The sequence below is a fragment of the Viridibacillus sp. FSL E2-0187 genome, assembly GCF_038006425.1.
In the GTDB taxonomy this organism is placed as follows: domain Bacteria; phylum Bacillota; class Bacilli; order Bacillales_A; family Planococcaceae; genus Viridibacillus; species Viridibacillus arvi.
Window position 1 is genome coordinate 2,090,192 of sequence record NZ_JBBOVG010000001.1, and the last position, 18,916, is coordinate 2,109,107.

Consider the following 18,916-nt stretch of genomic DNA (forward strand, 5'->3'; position numbering starts at 1 on the left):
AAATGTTAAAAGAATCCTTTCATATTGCTGTACCTACCGCATTTATAAAAGATGAATCGTTAAACATACAAGGTACAATAGACCATATTAAATATTTATATAGTAAGGGAATAAAATCTGTTCTTGTAGGTGGGTCTACTGGAGAGCAACATAGTTTAAATCTCAAAGAAAAGTTGGACTTGCTTAAAGCTGTCTCAATAGAAGAAGAACTCATAAACAACATGGAAATATTATTTGGTGTTTCTTCTATTAGACAGCTGGAGGCTATGGAGTTTGCTAAAGCGATAAGTAAGACAAAGATTGCAGGAATTTTACTGGGATATCCACCTTATATTCTTCCGACTCAAGAAGAAGCATTGAGATATTCTGAAAAGATTATTGAACAAACTAACAAACCAACAATAATCTACAATAATCCAAGAAGAACAGGATTTGATTTATCGATAGAAAATATCATTATATTAAGTAAGAATGAAAATGTAATAGGAATTAAAGAAGCAGGTCTTAAAGATAAAATAATAAAAATGAAGGATCAAATTAAAAATGACTTTTATTATTATGCCGGTGGCGAAATAGATTTAGAAGAAAAAGTTCAAATGGGGTTTAATCGATTATCCTCAATTGCAGCAAATATATATCCTGATGCAATCAAAAATTGGTTTATAAAATTATTAACTAATCAACCGTTAACCGATCAAGAAAAAATTGAAATATCAAGCATTATTGAACAAATCTATACAGGTTCTGCTTTAGTAAATTTAAAAGAAAGGATAAATGAAAAAGGAATAGACATAGGTATTTGTAGAAGTCCTTTAGGTAAAATTTAAAATACTATATTTTATGTTCCTCCCCTACTAATGAGGCCGCTTTTAAAATTTCAGAAGCCAATATCCTCAGTACGACAAGTGAGTGATATTGGCTTCTTTTTATTCTTATTTTTTAAGATGATTGTATATATTGCATGGAATAAAAGGTATTTTATTTATTACGTTTATAAGTGCAAATTCTACATCATCTAGCTCTCCCAAAATATAACTATGGCATTTCTTCTATCATATATTTTCGCTATAAATATAGTATAAAAGGAAATTATTATATACATTAACTTCGCGATAGTATATCGTATAGCTTGAAAGTAAACCATGTAAATTATTTTTTTCATACAAATTATACATGAAGTAAAATTGGAGGATTTTAAAGTGTCCAGTATTGACAAAGTAATTGAAATACAAGAAAGTATCTCACAAGCTGATTCAGCATTCATATTAATACCTGCTGAACTGTTATGGATCATAATCGGTATTTATTCCCTGATGGATTTAATAAAAAACAAAAAAACAATTTCATCTTCCGGCTTTATAATGAGAGGACTTTTCTTTATTTTCACACTATCATTAGTAGGGTTTTTCACTATTAATATTATGAAAGCTGATTTTTCAATGGATGAAAAACAATGGAAAGATGATTATTTAAAGCCGTACATAACTGCATTACCTGAAAACAAAACATATGTACAAGATTTTACACAAATATTAGAAATACAAAAAAATCACAACAAAAAAATTAAATCTATCTATTTAAATAATAACGTTAAAACGATTTGGGTTGAATTAGATATTCTTGACAAAAATAACACTTCTAAAACAATATCTGTTCAGACTATTATTAAAAAAGAACCAATTAAAGAACCTTATATAACATATAAATCTATAAATAAAAACATCTCTAAAGTATATACGAAACATGCATATTACGAAACAATTTTACATATTCCCGAGGAATATAAAGTTTTAGCTCCTGTTAAGTAAAATACGAAATGTACGTATTCCTTTTATGAAAGAAATAAGCGTTTGTATCCTATTTAGAGATACAAACGCTTTTTTAATAAATTTAAGTAAATGAAAAAACACTCAAGATTTGTTTTGAAACTAACGTTATTTATACATCCTCTAAATAATATTAATTCACATGTTAAAACCCAATCTCATACAACCGATTACCTTGTATATATTGAATTTTTTTAGCATTCATTTTTACTTGATGAATGTAAACAATGGTTTTTGTTCGTTTAATCAACTTAGTCTTTCTAATTTTACTATCATACATTTTCAAGCCTTCTTTATCTGTATAAAAAATGCGTTGTGAAGAATAGTCGATGTATTGATTGCCTTCATAAATATTAATATAAGGCAACTTAATACTTTTCCCTGTATTGGTGTCTAAATAATAATACCTACCCTCTCTACCACTATAATAAATGAGAATATCATTTATCGTAACACCATAGCTCCTAGCCTCAAAACCAATAGCATTATATAAGTAATCAATTGATTTGTATTGTTTTATTTTTTCTCCATTCTGTTGCATCGAATACAAACTACCTTTTTCCGTGAAATAAATGGTTCCAGATTGTATCCAGAAACTATCTACCAATCTCTTCAGAGTCTTTTTCTTTTTTGATTTTAGATCATATACATTTAAATCATATTCCTTCATGGATTGTTTGTTATAAGTAACGTAAAACAGGCTAGAACCTTCGATTATAAATGGAGTGACAGTATTAGATGGGATATAATCTTTTATCACACGTTTTTTATTGCCGTTAGCTGTCATTTCATATAACTTTAGAGCGTATCCTTCTGCCGGTCCATAAATACTTTCAGTTCGATAGACAGGCTTTGGGAGGTAGAGTTTAGACCCAACTTTTTGTAGTTTATATATGGAACGATCAAAATCATGAATTAGGTCACCAGATTTTGTCGTTAGTTTATACTGAGCTGTCATATCCTTTAATCCAAGTGATTTCTTCACCTTTTTATTAGTATTATAACGAGTAAATTTAACAACCATTTTTGCTTTGCCATTTGGTTTTGCATAGTACATCCCTTTGGTAACATTTTCACTATCTTTTGAAATGTAATATTCATTTGCAGCTGCCAAAATTTCTTCGGGTGTAAGAAACACAATGGATGCAATAAATAATAAGAAACTAAAGATAACCTTTTTCAAATACTTTCTCCCCTTCCTATTAAACTAACTTCTATTGACTGTTGCTTAAAATTATTAGATCGATAAAATTACGATATTCTGTTTTTATTCATTGTTAAATTTGGCTTTTTTAATACACCCCTAGCCTTAATAGATATGCTTAAAAATAAATGAAAATAACTATTATATATCTTTTAAATATTTTAACTGTTCAGTTATGTCAAATAGTGTTCTGTGATTTATAATAGAATATAGGTACTTCCTAGTATCGAATTACTTCACTAATATCATAAGCTGTAATGGCTTTAGGATAGGAGATTACATATAATGTCAACTAACTTAGCAGCTCTTTTTCCTTCTATCAATCTACTTACCGAATGTCCTGTCAATATTGAAGAAAATGTTCATATATTCCATAATCAATTCAACAATACTTGGATGACCGTCGACAGAAAAGAATTAACAGCTCGTGATTATGCTCTGTTAACTTCACTTTTTAAAGAGATTCAACCTACATTATTTAGTAATGATTCTATCTCGGAGAAATGGATTCAATTTTTATTACAAAGTGGTCCTTCTCCTTTAAAAGAGGATTGTGATATCCGTATTATTCAGCTGCATTTTAAAACTGACGACATCTTAAAATCCGACTTGAATCAAGCTGTTCAAGCGTATTTTAATGATGCTATGCAACTTATTTTTATTTCTACACATGAAGCCGTCCTCATTGAACAGAAAGCTTCATATATACATACTTTTGATGACTTCTCTTCTTTTATCGTTGCACTTGAAAGTGATTTTTTCTTACAGGTCAAGATATATATCGGAAAATTCCATTCGACAGCTACATTATTTTCGAGTCATTTTATAAAAGAAAAAGAATGGTTTAATAAAGGTCTTGGAAGAAATCATGCTGAACAAATCTATACGATGGAAAAGACTTTCCCTATTAATCTAATTGAACAAATGTCTGACGAAATGAAACAGATAATCCGGAAAGAAGTATTAGAGCCAATTGAATTTGATATGGAGTTACTTCAAACAGTCCAGCTCTTTTTTGAGAATGGATTTAATGCTTCAGTTACGGCTAAAGAATTGCATGTGCATAGAAATACACTCCAGTATCGTCTTACAAAGTTCCAAGATATTACCGGTATTTCTGTAAGGTATTTTGATGGAGCACTTGTTTCATATTGTGCAAGTTTGATAGCTAGTGAGGATGAAGACAAAGCGCACAATTAATACGTCAGAAAATTGTGCACATTATACATATGATGTTTCACCTATGATTGTTAAACTTTAATATATAAAGAAATATTGATATTAAAGGGGTGCTTAATATGGAGAAAATGGTTCTTGAAGATATTTTTAAAGTTTATGATGACGGAAGTACGGCAGTTTCTAATTTCAATTTGCGTGTCCAAGATGAAGAGTTTATCGTTCTTGTAGGTCCTTCTGGATGTGGGAAATCGACAACACTTCGTATGATTGCTGGACTTGAAGAAATTTCTGAAGGGGAATTTAGCATTGATGGTAAATCTATGAATAATGTTCCTCCAAAAGAACGCGATATCGCAATGGTATTCCAAAACTATGCACTATATCCTCATATGAGTGTATATGACAATATGGCGTTCGGCTTAAAGCTTAGAAAATTCTCAAAAGCAGAAATTGAGAAACGTGTAAAAAATGCAGCGAGTATTCTTGATCTTGAGCCTTACTTAGATCGTAAACCAAAAGCATTATCAGGTGGACAACGACAACGTGTTGCACTAGGCCGCGCAATCGTTCGTGATGCAAAAGTATTCTTAATGGATGAACCATTATCAAACTTGGATGCAAAATTACGTGTTCAAATGCGTGCTGAAATTGCAAAATTGCATAAGCGTTTGAAAACGACAACAATCTATGTAACACATGACCAAACTGAAGCGATGACAATGGCTTCACGCCTAGTTGTTATGAAAGACGGTCTAATTCAACAAATTGGTACACCAAAAGATGTATATGAGAATCCCGAAAACGTATTTGTAGGTGGCTTTATTGGATCACCTGCAATGAACTTTTTTGAAGGCACAATAGATAGTGGTTACTTCAAAGCTGGAAGTATCTTATTGAAAATCCCTCAAGATAAACTAGCAATCTTAAATAGCCAAGGCTATAACGGTAAAGAAATTATTCTCGGTGTTAGACCGGAACATATTTCTGAAGATCCATTAGTACTAGCTCAACATACTGAGTCTACAGTTGAGGCAAATATTGAAGTATCCGAATTAACAGGGGCTGAATTAATGGTCTATTCTACATTAGATAGTCAACAATATATTGCTCGATTATCTTCTGATTCACTAATCCAACCTGGTCAAAAAATTAAGCTTGCGTTCGATATTTCAAAAAGTCATTTCTTTGATAAAGAAAGTAAGAGTCGCATTAGATAACAAAAGAGGTTGGGACATAAATAGTTTCAGTTCACGTAAAAAGTCGAGATTGCATGATGCAATCTCGATTTTTGCGTTTAATTTTGACAATATATGATGGAAGATTATCCGCGTACCGCATATTTTCTTAAGTTTATGGCCATTAATGCGAGACCAATATCGTTATCAACCTTCGATTTTCCACTAACAGAAAATCGCGTGAAATCTAAATTAGCCTTCAGAAATCCAAAAACTGGTTCTATGTCAATTTTACGTTTACGATAAATTGCAGCTCAAGGCATGGTATAAGTGTTTTCATGTCTGTTAGATTAGGAAAAACGCCATACGCCAACGTAAATTGTCCTTCCGTCGCAACTTGCACGTTATATCCTGCCTTTAGTTGTCCGTTTTGCATGTAGTCATCTTTCATGCGCATAGATGTCGCATCATTTTCCATTTTTGAATAACTATTACGTGTGCCAAAAATCTCAAAACCTCTTTCATACTTCTGTTTGCGTGTAATCCACTCATACACTTGTTTCACTTTCTGTGTTAATTTTTTGTAAGAGTACTTAAATTTAATCCGAAGATGTCTTTTTTTATGCCTGAAATTATGAATAGATTTAATTGAAATAGACGTGTTTCATTAGTTGTTCGGAGCGAAGGCGGCGACTCCAGCGGGAACAGCACGAGCGGAAGCACTCGGACTGAGCGAAGCGAGGGAGAAGGCTGGAGCCGTGCCCGCGGAAAGCGTCCGCCGTAGCGGAGAACAACGGCTACGAAGTAAACTAAAAAACAAAGCCTCGAAGATTTTACTAATTGTAAAATTTTCGAGGCTTATCATTTTTGAGGTTAGTTGTTTTGTCCCAACCTCTTAATTTTTTATCTCTTTTCATCTATTATCGTTGAAGCAACTCCACGTAATACGGCTTCGTCTTTATACACGCTCGCTTCAATACGCTCTTCTTTGCCTTTTAATAATGGATGGCTAAGGTGCTTTCTGACCTCATTCTTAACTGCCTTGATCAGCTCTGGATGATGATTGAAAACACCACCGCCAAGAACGATACAGTGCGGATCTAAAAAGACCATAATATGATGTACTTCTTTAGCTAATGAAGTAACTGCCTCGTTTATGATAGAGACTGTTGCATCGTCACCTTGATAGTATAATTCCATCATTTCATGTAATTGCAATGTAGGATTATTAAAATGTTCTCGCCCTTTTGATTCCAATGCAGGACCAGAAACTAGAGGTTCAAGCGTTGTCTCTGGATTGTCTGTTAGGCTAAATCCAATTTCTCCTGCCATGCCTGCGCCTCGTAAAAACTCTCCTCTGTGAATCGAACAACAAGAAATGCCAGTACTCAGTGTCACATAAACCATAGACTCATTAGAAAATCCACGGTTCGTATATTCCCCCCAAGTAGCCATATAGACATCATTGTCTATTTTAATCTGTGTTTCGGGAAACTCAATAGCTAATCTATCTGCTAATGGAAAGTCTCTCCAAGGTAGATTATTTTGAAAAACTGCTATCCCTTTTTCAAAGTCCACAATTCCGGGAATTCCCAATGCAATCCCCATCACATCATCCATGTACACACATGAATTCACTAGTAGATTCTTAAAAGAATCTACTAGTGAATGGAATAGTTTTTCGCCGTCATATTTTTCACTTGGTATTACGATTTCTTCAACAACAGTTCCATCTTTGCGAAACAAAGCTGTAGCTAATTTAGTGCCACCAACATCGGCTGCTAAAATGTATTCCATCTTCATTCACCATCCAATTACGCCAATTTAACAACTTGAGTAAGGTTACGAGGCTTATCTGGATTATATCCAAGATGAATCGCACGTTGATACGCAAGCAATTGCAGATAAGGAACATAAATTCCATGTCTATTTAAATCGCTAATTTCATCAGTCAATTTAATAATATGGTCCGCTTCAAAACCTTCAGGTGTTGTACCAATAGTAAGAACACGACCACCAAGTTTTTGAATATCTTTAACTAGCGCTTGATCATAATCTGCTGTTTCTAGTTGAGTCATCAAGATTACAACTGTAGTTTCATCTACAATTGAAATAGGTCCGTGTCTAAACTCTAAATTAGAATAGCTTTCACATTCTGTTTGCGTCATCTCTTTTAATTTTAGTGTTGCCTCTTTCGCAATCCCGTTATATGAACCAGATCCTAAAAAGATAATGCGTGTTTTAGTAAGATCCTCAGCAACAACTTTTGTTAAGTCTTCATTTGTTAACGCATCTGCAACCAATTGTGGTATTTGTTTTAACTCATTTAAATTGTGAGTTGCGTTTGCTAGTGTTGCAGCAAATACTTGTAGGCCATACAACATATTCGAGAATGACTGTGTCATTACGACGCTTTTTTCAGAAATATGATCAAGTGCGATCACATTATCTGCTGCAGTTGCCATCGGCGTATCACCGTTACATGTAATTGCCATTGTGCTAAGGTCAGCATGGCCTTTTAAATGATCAAGTGCAATAAGTATTTCTGAAGTAGTTCCCGATCTTGAAATTGCAACGATAAGATATTTTTTCCCTGGTACTATACATGAAGATGTATGAAGGAATAATTCAGATGCAGGGATTGCCGAAGCAAATACGCCTGTCACTGTTTGGAAATATTTAGCCGCAGAAGCTGCTATATAATATGATGTACCGCATCCTGTAAATAAAACTTGATCTACATTTCCGATTTCAAGATTTAAATTCTCTACAATCTCAAGAGTTTTTTGAAGTTGTTCACCTTGACCAGTTATTTCTTTATAAGTATACATATTTCTTTTCCCCAATCTATAATTTTATGATTGTAATTTGTGCCATTAATTCTTCAACTTGTTGAGAATCAATGAAACCAATTTTGCTATACATTGCGTTGACTGAACCACATGCTAATGCTCTTTTATAAGCTATTAAAGGTTCTTCACCATTAGCTAATCCATATAACAAACCACCGACAAAAGCATCTCCACTTCCTACTGTGTTAATGACCTCTACTTTTGGTGCATCTGCTTTGAAATAACCATCTTGATTGACAAAAATCGCACCTTTTTCTCCTAAACTAAAGCAGACATGCTCAACCCCATCATCTACAAATCGTTTTCCTACATCAAGTAGATCCGTTTCATTTACAGTTGCTTTACCGAGAATTGTCGCAATTTCAAACTCATTCGGTTTGATCGCATAAGGTTTTGCTTTAATGCCATTTTGCAAAGCATCTCCACTTGAATCAAGAATAGCTTTTGCTCCGTTTGCATTGATAATATCAATAAGTTCTGCATACGCCGTTGTTGGTAAACCTTTCGGTAAACTCCCGGATAATGCAAACCACTTCACATCTTTAGACTGATCATCAATCCAATTTAGCATTGATTGCCATTCTTCCTCTGTAATCTCTGGACCACTCTCAAGTAATTCTGTTACTTTACTTTTCTTTGAATCTAGTACTGTTAAGCAGACCCGGCTTTCACCCTCTACTTGAATTAACTCACTTGGAATACTTTTCTTCAAAAGTAACTGGCGAATTCTCTCGCCATTTATACCACCTGCAAACCCACCGACAGTAACGTCTGCTCCAGAACGCTTAAGAACCTTTGCAACATTAATCCCTTTACCGCCCGCTTCTTGAATTATGTTTGAAACTCGATTCGTACCTCCAACAGCTAACGAATCAACTTCATACACTTGATCGATTGCTGCATTTAACGTGATAGTTGTTATCATTTTTGTAGAGTAACAATCTTTGTTTTCACTAAGTCAATAAGCGCTTCACGTGCAGGCATGAAATATTTGCGTGGGTCGTTTTCATTAGGATTTTCTTTGAAAAATGCTCGAACTTCTTCTGCAAACATGTCTTTCAATTCAGTTGAGAAGTTCACTTTTGCAACACCATAATCTAATGCTTTTTTTAAACTAGCATCCGGTACACCCGATGCTCCGTGCATTACTAGAGGGATATTTGTTAATTTTTGAATTTCTTCTAGTAAATCAAATTGCAACTTTGGCTCTTTTTTATAATTTCCGTGTGCTGTTCCAAATGCAGGGGCAAATGAATAGATTCCAGTTTCTCGTACAAATCGTTCAGCAATTACCGGATCAGTGAAAAATGCTTTAGACTCTTCAAGTTCAAGATCATCCTCTACACCACCAATTGTTCCTAACTCTGCTTCAACTGGTACATTGATAGCATTTGCTGCATCCGTTACTTTACGAACAAGCGCAATATTTTCTTCTAACGGTAGTCTTGAACCGTCGATCATAATTGATGTATAACCTGCGCGTAAACATTCCATCACAACATCATAAGATTCACCGTGGTCCAAATGTAGTGCTACTGGTACTTTTGCTTGTTCGGCAGCTGCTTTTGCCATTGCAATCATATATGGCATTTCTACATATTTATATGTGCTTGCAGTAGTTTGCAGAATAACTGGTGATCCTGTTGCTTCAGCTCCTGCAATTACTGCTTTAATGATTTCTAAATTGTGTGCACCGAATGCACCGATTGCATAATGATTATCGTAAGCGTCTTTTAACATTTCTTTCGTTGTAACTAATGACATAATTTCATCCTCCTATAGATGGGTTGTTGGGTTAACTTTAATTATTTAAAAACTCATAGAATATTCTATGAGTATTAATGGAGCTCAGTGTAAAATCTGCAACGATCACCACGTACAATTGAAATACAAAACTCTACGGGGCGATTATTCGTGTCATAAGCTGTTCGTTCCAATAGTAAAGCAGGCTTTCCGATTTCTGTCTCTAAAAGTATACTTTCTTCCTCTCGAATTAGAACCGGTTCAAAAGCCTCTTTTGCTCGAACAACTATCACATTATATCGTTCAGCCAATAAATCATAAAGGGAAAACGTGCCAACTTCATGCAAAACGGACATATCTTGAATAACTGATTTTGGCAAAAATGATGATTCAAGAATAATAGGTTCATCTTCCGCACAGCGTAGTCGTTTTATTTCAACGACCATTTCACCTTCTGGAAGCTGTAGTCCTTGCCTTACAGTCGCTGATGGCTCGACTTCCTTCACTTCAAGCACATGATCTTTTGGATGTAGACCTTGTTCTTGTAAAACTCGACTAAAACTATAAAAACCACCTAGTGATTGTTCAAATTTAGGTTTCGAAACAAAAGTTCCTTTTCCTTGTACACGATACAATGTACCTTCTTGAACTAATTCTTCAATCGCTTTTTTCGCTGTGTTTCTACTTACTTGGAACAACTCCATTAAACGATTTTCAGAATCGATTTTATCACCTGGCTTCCATTCACCTCCTCTAATGCGCGCATCTAAACGTTGCTTTAGTTGATGATATAATGGAATAATACTTTTTTGATCTAACGGTTTCATACGTTACTCATCCTCTTCTTACTTCTTCATAAATTCAATATATCATCATTTCACAAAGATTGACATTATTTGAATGCATCTTTCTGTTGAAAAGCAACTAATCCTCTACAAATTGTCAATTCCACTTCATCATTTTCTCCTAGGACTACGATATCAGCATCTTTTCCAACTTGAATAGATCCTTTTCGATCGTATAAACCTAGACGTTTAGCTTGGTTAGTAGAAGTGACCTGTAATTGTTCATGAATAGTAAGTCCTAGCCATTTAATAAGATTCTTACGTGCATTATTCATCGTTACTATACTACCTGCAAGTGATCCTGTAGAAGTTAAAATGCATTTTCCATCATTAACCTTCACACTTTGACCACCTAGATCATAAACCCCATCCGACATTCCCTTTGCTCGAATTCCGTCTGTAATAACGAGCATTCTTTCAAGCCCTTTCATTTTTACAACCATTTTTAATAAGTCTGGATGAAAATGAATACCATCAGGAATGACTTCAACATACACATTATCATTTAAAAGTGAACTTCCTACGACACCCGGATCACGATGATGCAATCCTCTCATTCCATTAAAGAGATGCGTAGCATGTTCAACTCCATGATCTATAGCTTGCAAACACTCTTCGTATGAACCATCTGTATGGCCCATCGATGGAATGACACCGTTACTTTTAAGTTCCTTTAGCAATTCAAAATGGTTATCTAACTCAGGAGCAAATGTTAAAACTTTAATATTGTCTTCAGATAGCGTTTGCCATTCTTTAAACAAACTAACATTAGGTACTAGAATCGCACCTTCCGGTTGAGCCCCTTTTTGTACCTTATTAATAAATGGTCCCTCTACATGAATACCTAGCATCTCCGCCACACCTGAAAGATTATTATCTTTCATATAGCTTGCAAGATTTTCAATAACCTCATTTATATGTAATATTGGATTCGTCATCGTTGTTGCAAGGAAAGAAGTTGTTCCCTCTTTGGCAAGTGCATAAGCTATTTCTTCAAAAGATTCTTTAGTCGAATCCATAAAATCATATCCGGCAGCACCATGTATATGCATATCGATCATACCTGGAATAACATATTGCTTTCCGGTACAATCAAAAACTTGGTCCTCATCGCTAAATGTCGGACAATCTGTCATTTCTCCTACCGACTCAATCTTTTCCCCTTTTATATAAACAAATCCATTTTGAACAATTGTTTTTTCAAGAACAACTGTTGCGTTAATTAATAGTATATTTTTCATGATATTGTACCTTCTTCAAATTGCTGTTTAGTATTTTTATCTTCGTTCTGTATAGAACCATCCGATTCCCCTTTTAACTTGAAAATTTGGGATGACATCCATGTAAGAAATAGTATCGTTACACTTATTCCAAAAAACGGCAGTAGCCCTGGTATGAATAAGAAAATTCGATACAACACATAGAGACCGATAATAGAACCTAACATTTGGAGTGGAAATGAGATACTTAATAGAAGAGATGTCGAAAAATAACGAGAGAATGGTAGGTCGTAATGTGCAAACACTTGGAATATATTCATTACCATTACTGCATATAAAATCGTAATCATGACAATCAACGTCAACATTAATAAACTATAACTACCACTCATATTTAAAACAATTTTCAAATTGATTATTAAAAAATAACCAATACCAATTAAAATAACACCAATCTTATTTGAGTTAATAAACTCTTCTTTGTATACTTTCCAATAATTTTTGATAAGTGTTTTTAAATCATCTTGACCATGTAATCTTTTTCTCATTATTGAAAATAGACCAACAGTAGCTGGTGATATACCAAAAATAATTAGACCTAGTAAAACTAATCCAATCCACATTAATTGCAGCACAGCTAGCATCGTCACAAATTCTACAAACCAATAGAGCTTCCCTTTCCATCCGTTCATGTTCAATTATACTACCTCCCTTAAAGGGTAAAACTCATACAAGGAGGTCCTTGTATGAGCAATTTTAAATTTACTTTTCACCTTTAGTGCGATCGTATGCTCCTTGAGCAGTTTTAAGATAATCTTGTAATCCCATTTTATCAAGAGTCTTCTTGTAGTCATCCCACTTGCTGAAGTCTTGTTTACCAGTAATAAAGCCTGCAGCCATTTCATCAATATATGTCTGAATATCTGTCATAACCGCACTAACTTTATCACTTTCTTCAAGCGTATAGTTCAATCCTGGTAGGATATCTTCATCTTTAATACGATATGGACGAACTTGCTCAGCGTTTTTAATTGTGTTTTCTTTTCCTTCAGCACCTTGGAAAAACTTCTGCTTTACAATTCCTGGATAATACCCACCTGGCCAAGTTAAAAATTCACTAATTGCTTGGTCCATATTTTTACCATCAGGATTATCAGTGATTTCCGGTAAAAACTTGAAGTTTCCATCTTTGTCTTCTTCATATGTTACGCCCTCGAAGCCCATGAAGAACATCTTCGTCCCTTCATCACCATAAAGGTAATCAATCCAACGAACTAAAGCTTCTGGATTTTTTGCCTTATCAGTTAAAACAAACATACCAAGGTTTCCAAGTCCATTTGAAACTGAGTTATAAGCACGTTCTCCAGTAGGACCTTCTAGAACAGGTACACCAACATATCCATCAAGCTTCAACAATTCTTTAGGGTCAACTTCGTTTAACATACCATAATTGCCTTTAGATGCTTCAGCAGAAAACGTTTGCGGTTCTGTTGTGAAAACATCTTTGTTAATTAAACCTTCTGTATAAAGTTTGTTCAAGAAAGTAAGTAATTCTTTATATTCATCCGTTGATGGGACAAAGCGGAATTCTTCAGTTCCTTCTTTAAAGTCAAGGTTTATGTTCATAGATCCTTGCTTATTCAAGCCATACGTACCACGTAAATAGTTAATGAATTCAAGAATACCATATCCGCCACCCCAAGCTTGTTCATCCGCTTTACCATTGCCATTCGGATCTTCTTCTTTGAATGCTTTTAATACTTTATATAATTCATCCGTTGTTTCAGGCGCTTTTAGGTTTAACTTATCTAACCAATCTTGGTTAATCCAAGGTGTCCCAGCTCGAAGCGATTCAAATTTCGGGTCATAGATTGTAGGGAAGCCATAAATATTGCCATCTGCCATTGTAACGCCTTGTTTCACTGATGGATACTCTTCCATAATCTTCTTAAAGTTTGGCGCATATTCATCAATATAGTCGTTTAATGGTAGAAACACACCTTGCTGTCCGTATTTAACTAAATCTGTTTTAGGAAAAGCTGAAGCAAAGAATAATTCTGGATAATCCCCAGCTGCAAGCATTAAGTTTCTTTTCTCTGCTAATGCTTCAACTTGTACTGTTTTCCAGTTCACTTCTATATTCGATTTTTTCGCGTACTCATCCCAAAGCATCAGTTTGTTCCAATCTTGTGATGCAAAGAATTTTGCTCCAAAACCATCAACTTCGATTTTTTCTTTAGCAATAGGCATACCCGTTTTATTAACATTATCTATATTCTCGCTTTTTCCAGTTGTTCCTTCATCACTAGAGCAAGCTCCTAAAATACTAGATGTTAATAATAGACTTGTTACAATACCAGCAAAATATCTCTTCTTCAATACAATCTCCCCCTCATATATCTCTTTTCTTTGCTACCCCTTAAGTGAGCCGATCATAACCCCTTTTACAAAATATCGTTGTAAAAACGGATAAAGCATAAGCATCGGCAAGTTTGCCACAATCAGTACTGCATATTTCAATCCTTCAACACTTAGTTGTTGAGCTAAAAAGCTTTCAGAAGTTGCTTTAATCATGTCATCAGTTTGACCTTGAATCAGTATTTGGCGAAGAATCAATTGAAGTGGGAACTTATCTTGATCTTGCAAATAAATCAATGCTTGGAAGTAAGAATTCCAATGGCCTACTGAATAGAAAAGTACCATTACTGCAATTACAGGAAATGATAATGGTAGGACAATACTCCAAAGAATTTTGAAATTCCCTGCACCATCAATCATTGCCGACTCCTCTAACTCATGAGGAATAGACTGGAAGAACGTACGCATTATGATAATATTCCAAACTGCAACAGCATTCGGAATGATCATAACCCAAAACGTATTTAACATTCCTAAATCACGAATAAGTAAATATGTAGGGATAAGCCCCCCACTAAAGAACATTGTGAAAACGATAAATGCCATTATGAATCCGCGTCCCTTTAAATCTCTGCGTGACAACGGATATGCAGCTAGAATGGTCATAATAACATTCAAGATAGTACCAAATACTGTATATTTCAACGTGTTCACAAAACCATTAATAATATCCTCGTTCTTGAATACCTTTTCATATGCATCTAATGTAAATTCTTTAGGCCATAACCACAGTTCACCTGATAATACATACTGTGGGTTACTAAGCGATGCACTGAGAACAAAAACCAATGGATAGATTACTAGTAAAGCGACAATTGCAAGAAATACAATGTTGAATATATTAAACGCGCGATCTGTTTTCGTTTCTCTCAATTTAGTCACCCCTTACCATAGACTTGTCTCACTCACTTTTTTAGCAATTTGATTTACCATGATGAGCATGATGAAGTTAATGAGCGAGTTGAACAGACCAACTGCAGCTGAGAAACTATATTGAGCTTCCAAGATACCACTACGGTATACGAAAGTTGAGATAACATCAGACGTCGACATATTTAAATCATTTTGCATAAGAAATACTTTTTCAAATCCAACAGCCATAACTGATCCTGCATTCAAAATGAACAGAATAACAATTGTTGGCATAATTGCCGGAATGTTAATATGAATTATTCGTTGGAACTTAGAAGCACCATCAATCATTGCTGCTTCGTGTTGAGCGGGATCAACCGCTGCGAGTGCAGCAATATAAATTATTGAGCTCCACCCCATTGTTTGCCATACATCAGAGAATACAAACAGCGTTTTAAACCAACCTGGTTCTGTTATAAAATCAATTGAATTGCCTCCAAATAACATAATCACTTGATTGACAAGACCATCTGATTTTAAGAACAATAGAAGCATCCCAACGACAACAACTGTTGATAGGAAATGCGGAGCATAAATTACTGTTTGAACAAATTTCTTATATCGTAAGCTTTTTACTTCATTTAGCATAAGAGCTAGAATGATAGGAACCGGGAATGAAACTAATAGCGTGAATACTCCAATTCCTACAGTGTTTTTAATAAGTCTCCAGAAATAGTAACTATCAAAGAATCTCTCAAAGTGTTTTAATCCTACCCAAGGACTCCCCGAAATCCCTTTTGTCGCGATAAAATCTTTAAATGCGATCTGCAGACCATAAAGAGGAAAGTAATGAAATACAACAAAGTATAAAATAACAGGTGTAAGTAATAGATAAAGTTCCCAGTTTTTCTTGAATGATTTTTTCCATTCAATTCGAGCACTTTTCTTCACTTTCGGTCTATTTTTTAATGGCTTCTTTATTTCACTTTTCTCTATTTCATCTACATAACCTACACCTTCATCCAGTTTAGTCATGGTCACACCCCTTTTCTTACAAACTTATTAACTGTGTACGATAGTAGATTCTTGAGAAATGTTGACTACTTTACCACCCGAACGGATAGACTCTGTAGCTGCACATCCAACTGCTACGCTCATTCTTCCAGCAAATGGAGTTGTAAGTGGTTGTTTATTGCGTAAGATTAATTCAACAAAATCTTGTGCAATTTTCGGATCTGCTCCGCCATGACTTCCTTCTTCTGGTTTCATTTCGTATGTTACATTACTAAACTCTTTCACAGTGTTAGTTTTACGTGTTTTTAAGTATATTTTGTCGTTTACATCATCGTTCTCTATACGACCTTCTGTACCGATGAACGTATAGTTACGGTTATAATCTGGTGTAAAGTGACATTGCAGATAGGATGCCTTAATGCCGCCTTCAAGTTCCATAATAAGCATATTGTTGTCTTCTACATCGATTTCTTCTCGGAAAGCACATTCTGTAAATGTATGAGGAACATATTCAGGACACGTATTCTTTAGATCACACTCAGGACATGTTAAAGTGTTTGGCTTGTCCCCTCCGTAGTAATCAAGTGAACCAAATGCTGAAACTTTTGTCGCATATTTACCTGAAATCCAATGAATAACATCAAGGTCATGCGAACCTTTTTGTAATAGAAGAGAAGTTGTATTTTTTGAATTCCCGTGCCAATCGTGGTAGTAGAAATAGCCACCAAATCCTACGAAGTGACGAACCCAAATAGTTTTCAATTCGCCGATAGCACCTGAGTCAATAATGTCTTTCATAGTTTGGTACATGCTCATATAACGCATGTTGAACCCAACCATTAAATGCTTTCCTGATTTTTCCCAAGCTTCAATAATTCGGTCACAACCTTCGACCGTAATAGCAAGTGGTTTTTCAGAATACACATGTTTTCCAGCTTCAAGAGCCGCAATTACATGTTCTTCATGTAAATAATCTGGAGACAATACTGCAATTGCATCGATATCATCACGAGTCAATAATTCTTTATAATCTTTTGTTAAAAATAACGGTGAGCCGATTTTCTCTTGAAACTTATCTAATCGTTCTTGAGATAAATCAGCAAGTGCAACAACTTCTGATTCACCATCTGGTTTATGCCAATACTGAGCAAGTCCACCACGTAAACCTGCACCAATGACACCAATTCTTACTTTTTTCATTTTTACACCTCATCTATTTTTTAATTATTTAAATAACGGGGGAATATTTCCTGATTTCCGGAAAACGTTTTCCTAAAGAGTTTTAAAAATTAATTTACGATTTGTTATGTAGACTGGCGAACTAATAATTCGAATGGTAATAAAGTTTTTAAGGCCATATTCGGATTATCTTCGATTTGACTCATTAACGTTTTTGCTGCTATTACACCCATTTCATATTGTGGAACTGATATAGTTGTTAACGCAGGAACAATGTATTGGGCCATTTCGTTATTATCAATTCCTATGAATGCAATATCACTTGGAATATTAAGTCCAAGTTCATGAGCAGCCCGCATAGCTGCTATGGCAAGTAAATCACCTGCACAAAAAATTGCGGTTGGACGGTTATTTTTTGTCTCACTCAATATTTTTTTTGCTGCCAGATAGCTTTGTTCCATGCACCAATCAGAATTAATGATCCAGTGCTTTTCAATTGCTAATTCAAAATCATTCATTGCCTTTTTAAAGCCTTTGTAACGTTTTTCTTTCGTCATTTCAATTCCAATTCCACCGCCGATGAAACCAATTTTTTCATGACCTCTTGTAATTAAATGTTCAACAGCTTGATACGCAGCTTCTTCCCTATCGTAATCCACAGTAGAAATTGCATGATCACTATAGTTAAAGTCAACGCCAACAACTGGAATTAAATCCTTAATTTCAGTGAGTTTTTCTTCGTCAACCTTATCAATCAGTAATACACCATCTACTTCTTTTTCTCGGATTATTTGATGAAAAAGTACATCATCTTCTAAATCTTCATTGCTTATCAACAATAAAGTATAGCCCGCATCATTTAAGGTTTCGTTAATACCTGAATAAATTTTAGAAAAGTAAGGGTTAGTCTCCGCTAAACGCGAACTTGCGAGCCATGCGATCCTCTTTGTATGTTTCTTCTCTTGCGCTGAAGATGATACAAGTTGTCTTGCATATTCATTTGGTATATAACCTAGCTCTTTAACTGCCTTCCATATTTTCTTCTTTGTATCAGGGTTCACATTCCGTGTGGGATCATTTTTAATGACGCGTGAAACTGTCGTAATTGAAACACCAACATGTTCCGCTATTTCTTTTAATCTAACCATTTTTGTACCTCATTCCCTTGCAACCGTTTTCAATTCCTATTATTATACAACATATTTTATAGTAGTATAGGAAATTTTTTACTCACCTTATATTAGGTCAACAGGTTGTAGGTACAAGTTAAATTAAAAAAATTTCAATACCTTTTTTATATTCTGAAAATTGGTACTAAATACAATATATAATCCTGAATATTAATTGTCAATATATTTTTTTATTTACTTTATTAACATAATTTATCATTAAGCCAGTCTTTAAACTCT

General features: G+C 34.5%; 17 protein-coding genes and 1 pseudogene. 4 read left to right on the plus strand and 14 right to left on the minus strand.

Translation table 11 applies throughout. The features are described from left to right. Positions 1 to 2 precede the first annotated feature (2 nt). Both MHH85_RS10110 and MHH85_RS10115 read left to right on the plus strand, forming a co-directional pair. Entirely contained in the window at positions 3 to 827 is an 825-nt protein-coding gene (locus MHH85_RS10110; RefSeq protein ID WP_340706942.1) for a dihydrodipicolinate synthase family protein, read from the plus strand. A 372-nt stretch (positions 828 to 1,199) separates the two neighbouring features. Further along, positions 1,200 to 1,808: a hypothetical protein gene (locus MHH85_RS10115; protein WP_340706943.1), complete on the plus strand. Its 609-nt coding sequence runs from the start codon at positions 1,200 to 1,202 to the stop codon at positions 1,806 to 1,808. A 163-nt stretch (positions 1,809 to 1,971) separates the two neighbouring features. Here the strand turns inward: MHH85_RS10115 and MHH85_RS10120 are convergent, their stop codons facing one another. After that, positions 1,972 to 3,009 (minus strand): hypothetical protein, encoded by a 1,038-nt coding sequence (locus MHH85_RS10120; RefSeq protein WP_340706944.1) that lies wholly within the window; start codon positions 3,007 to 3,009, stop codon positions 1,972 to 1,974. A gap of 306 nt (positions 3,010 to 3,315) precedes the next feature. Between MHH85_RS10120 and MHH85_RS10125 the strand changes: the two genes are divergently transcribed. Both MHH85_RS10125 and MHH85_RS10130 read left to right on the plus strand, forming a co-directional pair. Then, the gene (locus MHH85_RS10125) at positions 3,316 to 4,230 is read left to right on the plus strand and encodes a PucR family transcriptional regulator (RefSeq protein ID WP_340706945.1); all 915 of its coding nucleotides are present in this window, start codon (positions 3,316 to 3,318) and stop codon (positions 4,228 to 4,230) included. Between the two features lie 98 nt (positions 4,231 to 4,328). Beyond that, a complete protein-coding gene (locus MHH85_RS10130; protein WP_340706946.1) occupies positions 4,329 to 5,426 on the plus strand; it encodes an ABC transporter ATP-binding protein in 1,098 nt (365 codons plus the stop codon). A gap of 119 nt (positions 5,427 to 5,545) precedes the next feature. On the opposite strand, the pseudogene MHH85_RS10135 reads toward MHH85_RS10130, so the two are convergent. The 13 genes and pseudogenes from MHH85_RS10135 to MHH85_RS10195 form a co-directional block, all read right to left on the minus strand. Next, positions 5,546 to 5,991: pseudogene (locus MHH85_RS10135) on the minus strand (transposase); the annotation flags it as partial. 296 nt (positions 5,992 to 6,287) lie between these two features. After that, complete coding sequence (locus MHH85_RS10140; protein ID WP_340706947.1) at positions 6,288 to 7,181, minus strand: ROK family protein; 894 nt, start codon at positions 7,179 to 7,181, stop codon at positions 6,288 to 6,290. A gap of 17 nt (positions 7,182 to 7,198) precedes the next feature. Beyond that, the gene (locus MHH85_RS10145) at positions 7,199 to 8,215 is read right to left on the minus strand and encodes an SIS domain-containing protein (RefSeq protein ID WP_340706948.1); all 1,017 of its coding nucleotides are present in this window, start codon (positions 8,213 to 8,215) and stop codon (positions 7,199 to 7,201) included. A gap of 16 nt (positions 8,216 to 8,231) precedes the next feature. Continuing rightward, positions 8,232 to 9,161: a 1-phosphofructokinase gene (gene pfkB / locus MHH85_RS10150; RefSeq protein ID WP_340706949.1), complete on the minus strand. Its 930-nt coding sequence runs from the start codon at positions 9,159 to 9,161 to the stop codon at positions 8,232 to 8,234. Then, the gene (locus MHH85_RS10155) at positions 9,158 to 10,000 is read right to left on the minus strand and encodes a class II fructose-bisphosphate aldolase (RefSeq protein WP_193739465.1); all 843 of its coding nucleotides are present in this window, start codon (positions 9,998 to 10,000) and stop codon (positions 9,158 to 9,160) included. Before MHH85_RS10155 ends, pfkB begins: the two co-directional genes overlap by 4 nt. Before the next feature lie 74 nt (positions 10,001 to 10,074). After that, positions 10,075 to 10,806, minus strand: a complete 732-nt coding sequence (locus tag MHH85_RS10160; RefSeq protein ID WP_193739464.1) for a GntR family transcriptional regulator — start codon at positions 10,804 to 10,806, stop codon at positions 10,075 to 10,077. Positions 10,807 to 10,871: 65 nt separating this feature from the next. Continuing rightward, positions 10,872 to 12,065, minus strand: a complete 1,194-nt coding sequence (nagA, locus tag MHH85_RS10165) for an N-acetylglucosamine-6-phosphate deacetylase (RefSeq protein ID WP_340706950.1) — start codon at positions 12,063 to 12,065, stop codon at positions 10,872 to 10,874. Further along, complete coding sequence (locus MHH85_RS10170; protein ID WP_340708150.1) at positions 12,062 to 12,736, minus strand: YesL family protein; 675 nt, start codon at positions 12,734 to 12,736, stop codon at positions 12,062 to 12,064. The genes nagA and MHH85_RS10170 overlap by 4 nt, the downstream gene beginning before the upstream one ends. Positions 12,737 to 12,806: 70 nt before the next feature. Then, a complete protein-coding gene (locus MHH85_RS10175) occupies positions 12,807 to 14,423 on the minus strand; it encodes an extracellular solute-binding protein (RefSeq protein WP_193739461.1) in 1,617 nt (538 codons plus the stop codon). A 33-nt stretch (positions 14,424 to 14,456) separates the two neighbouring features. Further along, on the minus strand, positions 14,457 to 15,335 hold the full coding sequence (locus MHH85_RS10180; protein ID WP_053415230.1) for a carbohydrate ABC transporter permease: 879 nt from the start codon (positions 15,333 to 15,335) through the stop codon (positions 14,457 to 14,459). 12 nt (positions 15,336 to 15,347) lie between these two features. Then, positions 15,348 to 16,349, minus strand: coding sequence for an ABC transporter permease (locus MHH85_RS10185; protein WP_193739460.1), 1,002 nt, complete (start codon positions 16,347 to 16,349; stop codon positions 15,348 to 15,350). A gap of 27 nt (positions 16,350 to 16,376) precedes the next feature. Further along, positions 16,377 to 17,528 (minus strand): Gfo/Idh/MocA family protein, encoded by a 1,152-nt coding sequence (locus tag MHH85_RS10190; protein WP_053415228.1) that lies wholly within the window; start codon positions 17,526 to 17,528, stop codon positions 16,377 to 16,379. Positions 17,529 to 17,632: 104 nt separating this feature from the next. Beyond that, positions 17,633 to 18,655: a LacI family DNA-binding transcriptional regulator gene (locus tag MHH85_RS10195; RefSeq protein ID WP_340706951.1), complete on the minus strand. Its 1,023-nt coding sequence runs from the start codon at positions 18,653 to 18,655 to the stop codon at positions 17,633 to 17,635. Between the last annotated feature and the right edge of the window lie 261 nt (positions 18,656 to 18,916).

What these genes read in the sequence shown, in the direction of transcription:
- MHH85_RS10110 (WP_340706942.1), top strand. Translation starts at nt 3, where the DNA reads ATGTTAAAAGAATCCTTTCATATTGCTGTACCTACCGCATTTATAAAA.
- MHH85_RS10125 (WP_340706945.1), top strand. Translation starts at nt 3,316, where the DNA reads ATGTCAACTAACTTAGCAGCTCTTTTTCCTTCTATCAATCTACTTACC.
- MHH85_RS10130 (WP_340706946.1), top strand. Translation starts at nt 4,329, where the DNA reads ATGGAGAAAATGGTTCTTGAAGATATTTTTAAAGTTTATGATGACGGA.
- MHH85_RS10140 (WP_340706947.1), bottom strand. Translation starts at nt 7,181, where the DNA reads ATGGAATACATTTTAGCAGCCGATGTTGGTGGCACTAAATTAGCTACA.
- MHH85_RS10145 (WP_340706948.1), bottom strand. Translation starts at nt 8,215, where the DNA reads ATGTATACTTATAAAGAAATAACTGGTCAAGGTGAACAACTTCAAAAA.
- pfkB (WP_340706949.1), bottom strand. Translation starts at nt 9,161, where the DNA reads ATGATAACAACTATCACGTTAAATGCAGCAATCGATCAAGTGTATGAA.
- MHH85_RS10155 (WP_193739465.1), bottom strand. Translation starts at nt 10,000, where the DNA reads ATGTCATTAGTTACAACGAAAGAAATGTTAAAAGACGCTTACGATAAT.
- MHH85_RS10160 (WP_193739464.1), bottom strand. Translation starts at nt 10,806, where the DNA reads ATGAAACCGTTAGATCAAAAAAGTATTATTCCATTATATCATCAACTA.
- nagA (WP_340706950.1), bottom strand. Translation starts at nt 12,065, where the DNA reads ATGAAAAATATACTATTAATTAACGCAACAGTTGTTCTTGAAAAAACA.
- MHH85_RS10170 (WP_340708150.1), bottom strand. Translation starts at nt 12,736, where the DNA reads ATGAACGGATGGAAAGGGAAGCTCTATTGGTTTGTAGAATTTGTGACG.
- MHH85_RS10185 (WP_193739460.1), bottom strand. Translation starts at nt 16,349, where the DNA reads ATGACTAAACTGGATGAAGGTGTAGGTTATGTAGATGAAATAGAGAAA.
- MHH85_RS10190 (WP_053415228.1), bottom strand. Translation starts at nt 17,528, where the DNA reads ATGAAAAAAGTAAGAATTGGTGTCATTGGTGCAGGTTTACGTGGTGGA.
- MHH85_RS10195 (WP_340706951.1), bottom strand. Translation starts at nt 18,655, where the DNA reads ATGGTTAGATTAAAAGAAATAGCGGAACATGTTGGTGTTTCAATTACG.